The organism is Cryobacterium sinapicolor, from assembly GCF_004403465.1.
Lineage (GTDB): Bacteria > Actinomycetota > Actinomycetes > Actinomycetales > Microbacteriaceae > Cryobacterium > Cryobacterium sinapicolor.
Genome location: NZ_SOGQ01000077.1, coordinates 43651 through 56812, shown reverse-complemented (window position 1 = coordinate 56812; position 13162 = coordinate 43651). Strand labels below are relative to the sequence as shown.

Sequence of the window (13162 nt, the reverse complement as noted above, 5' to 3'; positions counted from 1 at the left end):
TGATGCGGGGACCGGGACAGGGTGCCGGTCACTCGCGAACGAGCGGCGCAGTGCCGAGGAGCACGCGCAGGGCGTCGGCCTCCTGCGGGGTGACGTCGCCGATGAACCGGGCGAGAGCCGCCTGCCGGTCGGGCGCCGAACCGAGCACCTCGTGCATCAGCTCCGCGGTGTGCTCGGCCCGGGTCGCCACGGCCCGGTAGCGGTGCGGCCGGATGTCCCGGTCCCGGGTGACGAAGCCCTTGGCCTCGAGGCGGGAGAGCACCGTGAGCACGGTCGTGGTGGCGAGTGGTTTGTGCCGGGCGGTCGCGGCCGTCGGGGTGAGCAGCCGGTCCCGGAGGTCGTTGGCAGGGAGAGGCTCCTCGGTGTCCCACAGGACATCCATCAGCAGTCTCTCGAGTACACCCAATCGCCCCATAGTGGGGAGTCTAGCGGGCGGGAATCGACTCTTCTACGTCTCGTAGAAGAGTAATATTCTACATAGTGTAGAAAATCCGTGGACGCTGGAGGGCGCATGTACGAGTGGCTGGATCCGTTACTCCTGTCAAGATGGCAATTCGGTCTGACCACCGTCTACCACTTCCTCTTCGTGCCGCTCACGATCGGGCTGGCATTCACGGTGGCGCTCTTCCAGACCGCCTGGGTGCGCACCGACAAGGCCAAATACCTTCAGCTGACCCACTTCTTCGGCAAGATTTTCCTGATCAACTTCGCCATGGGCGTCGTTACCGGAATCGTGCAGGAGTTCCAGTTCGGGATGAACTGGTCGGACTACTCCCGCTTCGTTGGCGACGTGTTCGGCGCCCCGCTCGCCTTCGAGGGCATCACCGCCTTCTTCTTGGAGGCCACCTTCATCGGACTGTGGATCTTCGGCTGGGACAAACTGCCCCGCGGCCTGCACCTGGCCACCATCTGGCTGACCACGGCCGGCTCGATCGCCTCGGCCTACTTCATCCTCGCGGCGAACGCGTTCATGCAGAACCCGATCGCGTTCCGCATCAACGAGGAGCGCGGCCGGGCCGAGTTGACCAGCATCGGTGAACTCCTGACCAACCCGATCGCGCTGGCCTCCTTCCCGCACACGATCTTCGCCTGCTTCATGGTGTCGTCGGGCCTCGTCATCTCGGTGGCGGCCTGGCACCTGCTGCGCAGGCAGAACGAGGACACCATGCGTCCCGCGCTCAAGCTGGGCATGTGGATGATGGTCGTCTCCGGGGCGCTCACCACCTTCTTCGGCGACTCGCTCAGCCTCGCCATGACCGCGGCCCAGCCCATGAAGATGGCGGCGGCCGAGGCGATGTACAAGACCGCGACGGGCGCCGAGGCATCCTTCTCGATCTTCACCCTCGGCACCCCCGACGGCGTGAGCGAGTTGTTCTCGATTCGCATCCCCTACCTGCTGTCCTTCCTGTCGACCCACACCCTCAACGGCACCGTCGAGGGCATCGACAACCTGCAGGCGCAGTACGTCACCCTGTACGGCCCCGGGGACTACACGCCGACGATCTGGATCACCTACTGGGCTTTCCGCTGGATGATCGGTCTCGGCATCGCGCACATCCTCGTCGCCGTGGTCGGCCTCTGGTTGACCCGGAATGGGCGCAGCCCGGAGGCCACCTGGGTCTGGAAGATCGCCATTTGGAGCTTCCCGTTCTCCCTGCTCGCGATGAGCGTCGGCTGGATCTTCACCGAGATGGGCCGGCAGCCCTGGCTCGTGTTCGGCCTCCTGCGCACCCAGGACGGCGTGTCACCCAATGTCAGCGGCGTCGAGATCCTGATCTCACTGATCGCGTTCACGCTGATCTACGGCGCTCTCGCCGTCGTCGAATTCAAGTTGATCCTGCAGGCCGTGCGGCAGGGACCGGCCCCGCTGGCGGAACCCGACCCGGTGTCCGGCAGGGTCAAGCCACAGGTCACGGTCTACTAGGAGCGCATGATGGAACTCAACATTCTCTGGTTCTGGATCATCGGTGCACTCTTCATCGGCTACTTCGTTCTCGACGGCTTCGACTTCGGCGTCGGCATGTCCCTGCCCTTCCTCGGCAAGGACGACCTCGACCGCCGGGTCATCATCAACACCATCGGGCCGGTCTGGGACCTCAACGAAACCTGGTTGATCGTGGCCGGCGCGGCCCTGTTCGCCGCGTTCCCGGAGTGGTACGCCACCCTGTTCAGCGGCTTCTACCTGGCCCTGCTCGTGATCCTGCTTGCCCTTATCCTGCGCGGGGTGTCGTTCGAGTACCGGCATCAGCGCCCAGAGGCGGCGTGGAAGAAGCGCTTCGACCTGATGATCGTGATCGGGTCCGCGGTTCCCGCCCTGCTCTGGGGTGTCGCCTTCTCCAACATCGTGCAGGGCGTGCCCCTGGATGCCGGCCACAACTACATCGGCTCCTTCTTCGACCTGCTCAATCCCTACGCCCTCCTCGGCGGCCTCACCACGCTGCTCCTGTTCTTCACCCACGGCGTGATCTTCATCTCCCTGAAGACCGAGGGGGACATCCGTCAGCGCGCCCAGAAGCTGGCCGTCAAGGCCGGGATCGTCACCATCGTGGTGGCCGCCTCATTCCTGGTCTGGACCACCCTCGCCTTCGGCAGCCTGGCCACCGCAGCCTTCGCCGTGCTCGCCGCCGTCGCCCTGATCGGGGCGTTCCTGGCGAACCTGCGCGGGTCCGAGGGATGGGCGTTCACGCTGATGGCCGCGACCATCGCCCTCGCGGTGCTGACGCTCTTCGCCTCCCTGTTCCCCGACGTGATGCCGGCCAGCAATGACGCGGCGAATAGCCTGACCATCGAAAACGCGTCCTCGACGCCGTACACGCTGCAGGTGATGAGCTGGACCGCCCTGTTCGCCATGCCGGTGATCCTCCTCTACCAGGGCTGGACCTACTGGGTGCTGCGCAAGCGGGTCAGTCGCACGACCGTCTCGGCCGACGTAGAGTCCGCCGTACACTGAATGTAAATGCGCCCATTCGATCCTCGGCTCCTCCGCTATGCGAGCGCCGCCCGGTGGTTCCTGTCGGTGGGTGCCCTGCTTGGACTGGCGCAGACCGTCACGGTCATCACGTTCTCCTGGCTATTGAGCCAGAGCATCACCCTCGCGGTGACGGGGGCGTCGCGGGCCGACCTCGCCTCGACCACCGCCGCCCTTGCGGGGGTGATCGTGGTCCGGGCCGCGCTGGTCTGGCTGCTCGAGGTGGCCGCCACCCGCGGGGCAGCCCAGGTCAAGAGCCAGCTGCGCCGCCAGGTGCTCGACCGCGTCGCCGAGCGCGGCCCGGACTGGATCAGCGGCCGGGCCGGCGCCGGCGTCTCCACCCTGGTCACCCAGGGGCTCGACGCGCTCGACAACTACTTCGCCCGCTACCTGCCCCAGCTCCTGCTGGCGGCGATCAGCACGCCCCTGCTGATCCTGGTGATGCTTGGGCAGGACCTGCCCAGCGGCATCACGGTCATCGTGGTGCTGCCGTTCATTCCGATCTTCATGGTGCTGATCGGCAAGGCCACCCAGTCCGTGCAGCACCAGCAGTGGGAGTCCCTGCAGCGGCTGTCGACGGGGTTCCTCGACCTCGTCGGCGGGCTCGGCACGCTCAAGATCTACGGCCGGGACCGTCGCCAGTTCGCCCGGGTACGCGCCATCACCGAGGACTACCGCGCCCGCACCATGACGGTGCTGCGGGTCTCCTTCCTCAGTGGTTTCGTGCTCGAGCTGGCGGCCAGCCTGTCGGTCGCCCTCGTCGCCGTCTCCATCGGCCTGCGCCTGGTCGACGGCACCCTCGCGCTCGGCGTCGGCCTGTTCGTGCTGCTGCTGGCCCCGGAGGCATTCTTGCCGGTGCGCCAGGTCGGCGCCCAATTCCACGCCGCGGCCGACGGCCTGGCCGCCGCGGCCGAGGTCTTCGCCATTCTCGACGACGCCGGGGCCGCGGCCGTCATCGCGTCCGCCCCGGCTGCCTCGGCCGCTCACCCCGGTCAGGGCCCCGCGGATGCCGGCGAGCTACGGTTCGAGCAGGTCACGATTCGGCGCGGCACGGATGCCCCGGTGCACGACTTCACCGCCGTGTTCCGCCCCGGCGAACTCACCGTGGTCGTTGGTCCGAGCGGCGCCGGAAAATCCACACTGGTGGCCGCCCTGCAGGGATTCGTCCCCTTCGACGGGCGGATCCGGCTGAATGGTGCCGAGCAGACTCCGGGCACACCTCGCCCCTGGCTGGCGTGGGCGGGGCAACGGCCGGGACTGTTCCATGGGACGATCGCCGACAACCTTGCGCTCGGCGACGCATCCGTCGACCCGGAGACCGTGACGCGGGCGCTGGAATGCGCCGGAGCCGCCGACCTCGACCCGGCCACCGTGCTCGGCGTCGCCGGCTCGGGGCTCTCCGGCGGGCAGGCTCAGCGGGTGGCCGCCGCGCGCGCGATCTACCGTGCCGAGGCGCACGACTGTGCCGTGATCGTTCTCGACGAGCCCAGTTCGGCCTTGGACGAGGCGGCGGAAGCTTCCCTCGTGGCCGGGCTGCGCCGGCTCACCGACCAGGGGCGGATGGTGATCGTGGTCAGCCACCGGCCCGCGCTGCGGGACGCCGCCGACCAGATCGTTGCCCTGAACGAGGTGGCCCATGTCTGATTCCCGACCGAGCGCGAGCACGAGCACGAGCACGAGCGCGAGCACGGAGGCGGCGGGCCCTGCCGAGGTGCGCGCCGTGCTGCGCCTGGCCCAGCCGCCGGCCCGCCGGTTCGCCCCTGGCCTGGCCGCAGGCGTGCTGAGCGCGTTCTTCGCGGTGGCTCTGCTGGCGTCGTCGGCCTGGTTGATCACCCGCGCGGCCGAGCAGCCGCCGATCATGTTCCTCTCGATGGCGGTCGTCGGCGTACGTGCGTTCGCGCTCGGCCGGTCCGCGTTCCGGTACCTCGAGCGGCTGGCCAGCCACGACGCCGCGTTCCGCCAGCTGGCGGACCTGCGTCTGGGCGTGTTCGCCCGCATCCTGCCGCTCGCCCCGGCCGGCCTCGGGGGCACGAGCCGCGGCGACCTGCTCAGCCGCCTCGTGCGCGACGTCGACGACCTGCAGGACTTTCCGCTGCGCGTCGTTCAGCCTCTCGCCACGGCCGGGATCCTCGCGATCGTGAGCGTGGCCGGGGTCTGGTCGGTGCTCCCCGCCGCCGGCCTGACGCTGGCGCTCACGCTGCTCGCCGCCGGCCTGCTGGCCACCTTCGCCTCCAGCGCGCTGTCCGCCCGATCGGAGCGGCGGCTCGCCCCTCTCCGCGGCGATCTCGCCGGAGAGGTGCTCGAGGTCGTGGAGAACCTCGACGTCCTGACCGCCTTCGGCGCCCTCGACGCCCGCCTGGCAACCCTCGCCGCGGCCGACGACCGGCTGCGCCGGACCTCGCTGCGCCGGTCCCTGGGGGTGGGCGTGCAGGGCGCCGTGCTGTCCCTGTTCGCCGGTCTGGCCACGGTCGCCGCGCTCTGGGTCGGCATTCCGGCTCTCTCCGGGCCGGCCGGAATCAGCGGTCCGGCCTTCGCCGTCGTCGTGCTGGTGCCCATGGCGGTGTTCGAGGTGTTCGGCATGGTCCCGCTCGCCCTCGGCGTCTGGCGCCAGGTGCACTCCAGTGCCGCGCGGGTGGCTTCCGCGGTGCCGACCGTGGTTCCGGTTGAGATTCCGGCGGAGCCGACCGTGGCCGGGGTGGGCGCGACTGCCGCCGTCGGCGCCCGCCCGGTGCTCGAACTCACCGACGTCGGCGCCCGCTGGCCAGGAGCCCTGACTCCCGGGGTCTCCGGCATCACCCTGCGACTGGCGCCGGGGGACCGCGTGCACCTGGCCGGTCCGAGCGGCGCCGGCAAGACCACGCTGGCCCAGACGCTGGTGCGCTTCCTCGACTACACGGGCTCGTACCGGCTCGACGGTGTCGAGGCACGCCTGCTGGCCCCGGCCGAGGTGCGCAGCCGGGTGGGACTGTGCGAGCAGCGTCCCTGGCTCTTCGACGACAGCATCCGTCAGAACCTGCTCTTCGCCCGCGAAACGGCCACCGACGACGACCTCGAGGCCGTGCTGGGCCGGGTCGGACTGGGGGAGTGGACCGCTCAGCGCGGCGGCCTCGACGCCCGGGTCGGTGAACGGGGCGCCCTGGTCTCCGGCGGTCAGGCCCAGCGGATCGCGCTGGCGCGCGCCCTGCTGGCGGACTTCCCGGTGCTCATCGTCGACGAACCCACCGCCAACGTCGACGAGGCGCAGGGCGACCTGCTGGTGCGGGACATCCTGGCCACGGCCAAGGAGGACGGACGCGCGGTGCTGCTCATCTCGCATACGCCCGTGCCCGACGACCTGATCACCGCGAGGGTCGCCGTGCCCGGACCGGCCCGCTGAAACCGGCCACTGAATGAAGCCGCCCCGCCGTGAGTGGTCAGAGCGTCGGCGGCTCGGGCTGTTCCATGTGCCGCTCCTCGCGCCGGTGCAGCCACCGCTTGACCAGGAAGGCGAGCAGTACGAAGGCCGCGATCGCGCCCACGAACAGATACCCGGCGAAGTGGAGCCGGTCGGAGAGTTCCCGGTAGCCCTCGGCGGCGGCAGAGCCGATCGAGACGTAGGCCACCGCCCAGATCACGCAGGCAGGAACGGTCCATCGCATAAAGGTGCGGTAGGGCATCGGGCTCATCCCCACCGTCAACGGGATCAGCGAGTGGAGCACGGGCAGGAACCGCGACAGGAACACGGCAATGCCGCCACGCCGGGCGAGGTAGATCTCGGCCCGGGCCCAGTTGCGCTCACCGAGGCGGCGCCCGAGTCGGCTCATCCGAATCCACGGCCCGAAATGGCGGCCCAGGGCGAAACCGATGCTCTCGCCGATCAGAGCTCCGACGATCACCGCGACGATGAGCCCCAGGAACTCGGCCGCGTTGCTCACCGCCGTGCTGGCGACGATCACGATGGAATCGCCCGGCACGACCAGGCCGACGAGCACGGATGTCTCCAGCAGCATCCCGAGTCCGGCCAGCAGGGTGCGCAGCACCGGGTCCACGCTGGACACTGTCTCGAGGATCCAGCTGAGGATGTCGTTCACGTCATACAGCCTAAGCCGTGTGCCCGCAGCGGGGCTGAGGACCCACCCTTGCCCCGCGACCGGGGGATACGCTAGCGTCTCCGCAGGGCCGTTCAACGACGACCGGCCCACGTTCGATCCAATCTGAGGGACCCTCATGACACAGAATCGGAATATTCGTCTGGCCGCCATCGGCACAGCCGTGGCGCTGTCCGTCAGCGTCGGGCTGCCTGCCCATGCCGACAACGGAACGGGCACCGGCGCGCTGCGCGAAGCCGTCACCGCGTCCGGAATCATCGAGCACCTGCAGGCTCTGCAGGACATCGCGGATGCCCACGGCGGCACGCGGGCATCCGGTACTCCCGGGTACGAGGCATCCGCCGTGTACGTCGAAGAGCAGCTCAGGGCCGCGGGGTACACGCCGACCCGGCAGCCCTACTCCTATGAACAGTTCGTGATGAACGCGGAATCGTTCGCGCAGCTCGCCCCCACCCCCACCACCTACCTGGGCGGAACCGACTTCGCCACGATGAGCTATTCCGGCTCCGGGCTGGTCGACGCGACGGTGCAGGCGGTCGACATCAACCTGGGGGGCGACCGGGCCTCGACCAGCGGCTGCGAAGCCGCGGACTTCGCCGGCTTCACACCCGGGAACGTCGCGTTGATCCAGCGCGGCACCTGCACCTTCCAGGTCAAGGCCGAGAATGCCATCGCGGCCGGCGCCGCCGGCGTGATCATCTTCAATCAGGGCAACGCCGACGACCGCCTCGGCCTCCTCAACGGCACGCTCGACGCCCCGCAGGCATCCGTGCCGGTGATCGGAACGAGCTTCGCGCTCGGCGAGGCTCTGGCCGGGCAGCCGGCCCCGTCTGTGCGCCTGGCCGTGGACGCCGAGGTCATCGTGACCGAATCCTTCAACATCCTGGCCGACACGGCCGGTCGGGCGGACCGCACGGTCGTGGCCGGGGCGCACCTCGACTCCGTCGCCGAGGGCGCGGGAATCAACGACAACGGCAGCGGCAGTGCCGCCATCCTCGAAACGGCCATCCAGCTCGCCGCCTCCGGCGACGCGCCCACCAACCGGGTGCGGTTCGCGTTCTGGGGAAGCGAGGAAGACGGCCTGGTCGGTTCCGAGTACTACGTGTCGCAGCTGACGAAACGCCAGATCAAGGAGCACGCCGTCAACCTGAACTTCGACATGGTCGCCTCGCCCAACTTCGTGCGCTTCGTCTATGACGGTGACGGCTCGTCCTTCGGCACCACCGGCCCGAACGGGTCGGCGCGGGTGGAGAAGGTCTTCCTGGACTACTTCGCCTCGCAGGGGCTGGCCGTGGAACCCACCGAGTTCGACGGTCGGTCCGACTACTTCGGGTTCATCGAGAACGGGATTCCGGCCGGTGGGCTCTTCACCGGTGCGGAAGACCTGATGACGGATGCCCAGGCGGTCACCTACGGCGGAGTCGCCGGCGCGCCGTACGACGCCTGCTACCACGCCGCGTGTGACGACATCACGAACATCAACGCGGTGGTGCTGGAGCAGATGGCCGATGCCATCGCCCACGCGACAAAGACCTTCGGAGAGACTACCTCCGCGGTCAACGGCACGACCAGGGGCGGCGGCTCCGGCACCATGGACCTTCAGTTCAAAGGCAGCCACGCCACGAAGTAGTAGCACTCTGTCACAGCTCCAGGCGCCTCCGTCCTGACGAATTCGACGGAGATTTTGCCGAAATCGGACCCGATCAACCCGGAACAGCCGATTTTCGCAAGAATCTCCGTCGAATTGGTTCGGAGCCGGTCACGGTGTGCGGAAGGGGTCTCGGCGGGGCGGCGGGGTGCTGCACTCCGGGGAGAATAGTGGCATCTAGGCTGGGAGCGTGACCGGGCCGATTCAGCGCATCCTCCTCACCGAGTGGTGGGACCCGGTCACCGTTTTCGACACCCTGTACCGTGACAGCCCGTACGCGTTCTGGCTGGATGCCGGAGACGGCGCTGCAACCGGCCTCAGCTACCTCGGGGCGGCGTCGTCCGGGTCCCGGTTCGCGATCGCCTCGGTACCGGAGGGGACCGTGACGGTCTCGGCCGCCGGGAACCCATCGGGGTCTGGTTTCGCCTCGCCCGGGACGATCTTCGAGTTCCTGCGCGCGGACCTGGCCGGCTCCACCGACGATTCCAGGGTCGGCACCGACAGCAGTCCGGCCGGCGGCACCGGCGGCTTCCGCCTCGGCTGGGTGGGCTGGCTCGGCTACGAACTCGGTGCCCAGACCGTGGGCACGCCCGTGCACGCCTCGCGCCACCCGGATGCCGCCCTGCTCGAGGTGCACCGGGTCCTCGTGTTCGATCACGCTGCGCGCACGGTCACCGCCCTCGCCCGTTGCGCCCCCGGCGACCCGACGGATGCCCCGCAGGCGTGGGCCGACGCCGTGCAGCACTCTCTCGCCGGGTCGGAGTCGTCACCGGCCGTAGCCGTGACCCGGCCTGTCCTGCAGTTATTCCGCGGCACCGGCACCGCCGATACCGACACCGGCACCGCCGATACCGACACCGCCGGCACCGTCGCGGCCCGGTGGCGGCACGATGCGCACCGATACGCCGAGCTCATCGCAGACTGCCAGGCCAGCATCCGGGCCGGCGACGCCTATCAGCTCTGCCTCACCAACGAGATCCAGGTCGACGTGCGACCGCACCCGGTCGACACCTACCTGGCCCTGCGTGCCGGCAGCCCCAGCCACCACGGCGGGTTCCTGCGCTTCGGGGACACCGCACTGCTCAGCGCCTCGCCCGAGGAATTTCTGGCCGTGACGGTTGACGGCCGGATCACCACCAAACCGATCAAGGGAACACGCGCCCGGTCCACCGGCGTCGTGCGCGACCAGGAACTCCGCGACGAACTCGAGGCCAGCGAGAAGGAACGCGCCGAGAACCTGATGATCGTCGATCTCATGCGCAACGACCTCGGCCGGATCGCCGAGCTCGGCAGCGTCCAGGTCACGACCCTTCTCGCCGTGGAGAGTTACGCGCATGTGCACCAGCTGGTCAGCACGGTCGAGGCGCGCCTGGCCGCGGGGCTGACCGGGGTGGATGTCGTCGAATCCTCGTTCCCGGCCGGTTCCATGACCGGAGCCCCCAAGATCAGTGCGATGACCATTCTCGACGCATTCGAGGACGGCCCGCGCGGGCTCTACGCCGGTGCCTTCGGCTATTTCGGGCAGGACGGCGCCGTCGACCTGGCCATGGTCATCCGCAGCATCGTTCTCGGCCCGGACGGGGCTTCCATCGGCACGGGGGGCGGCATCACGGCCCTGTCCGATCCGCTGGAGGAGATCGAGGAGACCCGGCTGAAAGCGGCGGCGCTCCTGGCCGTGCTCGGTGTTCACCTACCCGGCCCCGCAACGGGCCAGGGCCAGGTTTAGTAGCCTAGGAAAAGGACGCCGCCTCCGCGCGGCCCGGTGCCTGCTGGCGCAATCCCCACTGCAACGAAGAGAGTCACGTGGCACACGAGTACGACCACACCCGCACCGGCCGGGACAGCGACGAGGAAGTCTACGATTTCGCCGCCATCCAGGCGAAGTGGCAGCCGATCTGGGAAGAGCTCGACCCCTTCCGCACGAGCGACCCCGACGACAAGCGTCCGCGCAAGTACGTGCTCGACATGTTCCCCTATCCCTCCGGTGACCTGCACATGGGCCATGCCGAGGTCTACGCCCTCGGCGACATCGTCGCCCGGTACTGGCGCCAGCAGGGCTTCAACGTGCTGCACCCGATCGGCTGGGACTCCTTCGGGCTTCCCGCGGAGAACGCCGCGATCAAGCGCGGCATCGACCCGCGCGGCTGGACCTACGACAACATCGCGCAGCAGAAGAAGAGCATGAAGCTCTACGCGGCATCCTTCGACTGGTCCCGCGAGCTGCACACCAGCGACCCCGAATATTACAAGTGGAACCAGTGGCTGTTCCTGCAGCTCTACAAGAAGGGCCTCGCCTACCGCAAGGACAGCTGGGTCAACTGGGACCCGATAGACCAAACCGTGCTCGCCAATGAGCAGGTGCTCGCCGACGGCACCTCCGAACGCAGCGGCGCCGTGGTCGTCAAGAAGAAGCTCACCCAGTGGTACTTCAAGATCACCGACTACGCCGACCGCCTGCTCGACGACCTGAATCAGCTCGAGGGCACCTGGCCTGCCAAAGTGCTGAACATGCAGCGCAACTGGATCGGCCGCTCCATCGGCGCCGACGTCGACTTCGTGATCGAGGGCCGCGAGGAACGCATCAGCGTCTTCACGACCCGCCCCGACACCCTCTACGGGGCGACCTTCATGGTCGTCGCCCCCGACGCGGACCTCGCCGCCGAATTGGTCGCGGATGCCTCGCCCGCCGTCAAGGAACGGTTCCAGGAATACTTGGTCCAGGCTCAGAACAGCACCGAGATCGAGCGTCAGGCCACCGACCGGGAGAAGACCGGCGTGTTCCTCGAGCGCTACGCGATCAACCCGGCCAACGGTGAACGCCTGCCGATCTGGGCCGCGGACTATGTGCTCGCCGACTACGGCCACGGCGCCGTGATGGCCGTGCCGGCCCACGACCAGCGCGACCTCGACTTCGCCCGCCGTTTCGACCTGCCCGTGATCGTGGTCGTCGACACGACCGCCGCGGTCACCGGAATGGTTCCCGTGATCACCCAGGAGATGGTCGACGGCACCGAGGAGCTCCCCTCCCTCGAACCCGCCCGCACCGGGATCGCGCTGACCGGGGAGGGTCGCCTGATCAACTCCGGCGCGCTCAACGGCCTGAGCAAGAACACCGCGATCAAGCGGATGATCGAACAACTGGCCGCCGACGGAACCGGACGCGCCGCCAAGAACTACCGCCTGCGCGACTGGCTCATCTCCCGCCAGCGCTACTGGGGCACGCCGATCCCGATCATCCACGGCCAGGACGGCGCCGAGATCCCCGTTCCGGAAGACCAACTGCCCGTGCTGCTGCCGCCGACCGACGGCCTCGACCTCAAGCCCAAGGGCACATCGCCGCTCGGCGGAGCGACCGACTGGGTCAATGTTCCCAACCCGATCGACGGCACCCCGGCCCGCCGCGACGCGGACACCATGGACACCTTCGTGGACAGCTCCTGGTATTTCCTGCGCTTCCTCAACCCCACCGACGACACGTTGGCATTCGATCCCAAAGAAGCCGAGAAGTGGGCGCCCGTCGACCAGTACGTCGGGGGCGTCGAGCACGCCATCCTGCACCTGCTCTACGCGCGCTTCATGACCAAGGTGCTCTTCGACCTCGGCTATGTCAGCTTCACCGAGCCGTTCACGGCGCTGCTGAACCAGGGAATGGTCATCCTGGACGGCGCCAAGATGTCCAAGAGCAAGGGCAACCTGGTCTACTTCACCGAGGAGGTCGACAAGTTCGGCGTCGACGCGGTGCGGCTCACCATGGCCTTCGCCGGACCACCGGAAGACGACATCGACTGGGCGGATGTCTCGCCGGTCGGCTCCGCCAAGTTCCTGGCCCGCGCCTGGCGCGTCGCCCGTGACGTCACGAGCACACCGGACGTCGATTGGAGGGCCGGCGACGCCGGTCTCCGAAGGGTCACGCACCGGTTCCTCGCCGACGCCCCCGGCCTGGTCGAGTCGTTCAAGTTCAACGTGGTCGTCGCCCGCCTGATGGAACTTGTCAACGCCACCCGCAAGGTGATCGACACGGGCTCCGGCCCCGCGGATGCCGCGGTGCGCGAGGCCGCGGAGGTCACCGCCATGGCGCTCAACCTGTTCGCGCCCTACGCGGCCGAGGACATGTGGCAGCACCTCGGCTATGAGCCGTGTGTCGCGCTCGTTCAGTGGCGCAAGGCCGACCGCACCCTGCTCGTGGAGGAGTCGGTCACGGCGGTCGTGCAGGTCGACGGCAAGGTGCGCGACCGCATCGACGTGTCCCCGAAGATTTCCGGCGACGAGCTGGAGCGTCTCGCGCGCACCTCGGCCGAGGTCATTCGCCGGATCGGCGACCGCGAGATCATGAATGTGATCGTGCGCGCGCCAAGGCTGGTCAGCATCGTCACCCGCGGCCAGTAGCCCCAAAGGCCAGTAGTCCCACGTCCTTGCCTCCCCAGGGTGGCGCCTCACGGTGCCGCCCACAGCGTGCGG

Annotated in this window: 9 protein-coding genes; 7 read left to right on the top strand and 2 right to left on the bottom strand. The window is 68.7% G+C overall.

Annotated features, from left to right (window positions below; all coding sequences use genetic code 11):
* Positions 1–28: 28 nt before the first annotated feature.
* Positions 29–415 (bottom strand): BlaI/MecI/CopY family transcriptional regulator, encoded by a 387-nt coding sequence (locus E3T28_RS13575; protein WP_134432268.1) that lies wholly within the window; start codon positions 413–415, stop codon positions 29–31.
* A 96-nt stretch (positions 416–511) separates the two neighbouring features.
* Here E3T28_RS13575 and E3T28_RS13570 point away from each other — a divergent pair, with 96 nt between their 5' ends.
* From E3T28_RS13570 to cydC, 4 genes are read left to right on the top strand one after another with little or no spacing between them, the layout of a single operon-like run.
* Positions 512–1924 carry a cytochrome ubiquinol oxidase subunit I gene (locus E3T28_RS13570; RefSeq protein ID WP_134432266.1) on the top strand — a complete coding sequence of 471 codons (1413 nt, stop codon included), beginning with the start codon at positions 512–514 and terminating at the stop codon, positions 1922–1924.
* Between the two features lie 9 nt (positions 1925–1933).
* On the top strand, positions 1934–2950 hold the full coding sequence (gene cydB / locus E3T28_RS13565; RefSeq protein ID WP_134432264.1) for a cytochrome d ubiquinol oxidase subunit II: 1017 nt from the start codon (positions 1934–1936) through the stop codon (positions 2948–2950).
* Between the two features lie 6 nt (positions 2951–2956).
* On the top strand, positions 2957–4612 hold the full coding sequence (cydD, locus tag E3T28_RS13560) for a thiol reductant ABC exporter subunit CydD (protein ID WP_134432262.1): 1656 nt from the start codon (positions 2957–2959) through the stop codon (positions 4610–4612).
* Positions 4605–6344, top strand: a complete 1740-nt coding sequence (gene cydC / locus E3T28_RS13555; RefSeq protein ID WP_134432260.1) for a thiol reductant ABC exporter subunit CydC — start codon at positions 4605–4607, stop codon at positions 6342–6344. The genes cydD and cydC overlap by 8 nt, the downstream gene beginning before the upstream one ends.
* Positions 6345–6381: 37 nt before the next feature.
* Here the strand turns inward: cydC and E3T28_RS13550 are convergent, their stop codons facing one another.
* Positions 6382–7038 (bottom strand): DedA family protein, encoded by a 657-nt coding sequence (locus E3T28_RS13550; protein ID WP_134432258.1) that lies wholly within the window; start codon positions 7036–7038, stop codon positions 6382–6384.
* Positions 7039–7174: 136 nt separating this feature from the next.
* Between E3T28_RS13550 and E3T28_RS13545 the strand changes: the two genes are divergently transcribed.
* From E3T28_RS13545 to leuS, 3 genes are all read left to right on the top strand, one after another.
* Positions 7175–8686: a M20/M25/M40 family metallo-hydrolase gene (locus tag E3T28_RS13545; protein ID WP_134432256.1), complete on the top strand. Its 1512-nt coding sequence runs from the start codon at positions 7175–7177 to the stop codon at positions 8684–8686.
* A gap of 208 nt (positions 8687–8894) precedes the next feature.
* The gene (locus tag E3T28_RS13540; protein WP_134432254.1) at positions 8895–10430 is read left to right on the top strand and encodes an anthranilate synthase component I family protein; all 1536 of its coding nucleotides are present in this window, start codon (positions 8895–8897) and stop codon (positions 10428–10430) included.
* 77 nt (positions 10431–10507) lie between these two features.
* On the top strand, positions 10508–13090 hold the full coding sequence (leuS, locus tag E3T28_RS13535; RefSeq protein ID WP_134432252.1) for a leucine--tRNA ligase: 2583 nt from the start codon (positions 10508–10510) through the stop codon (positions 13088–13090).
* Positions 13091–13162: the final 72 nt, after the last annotated feature.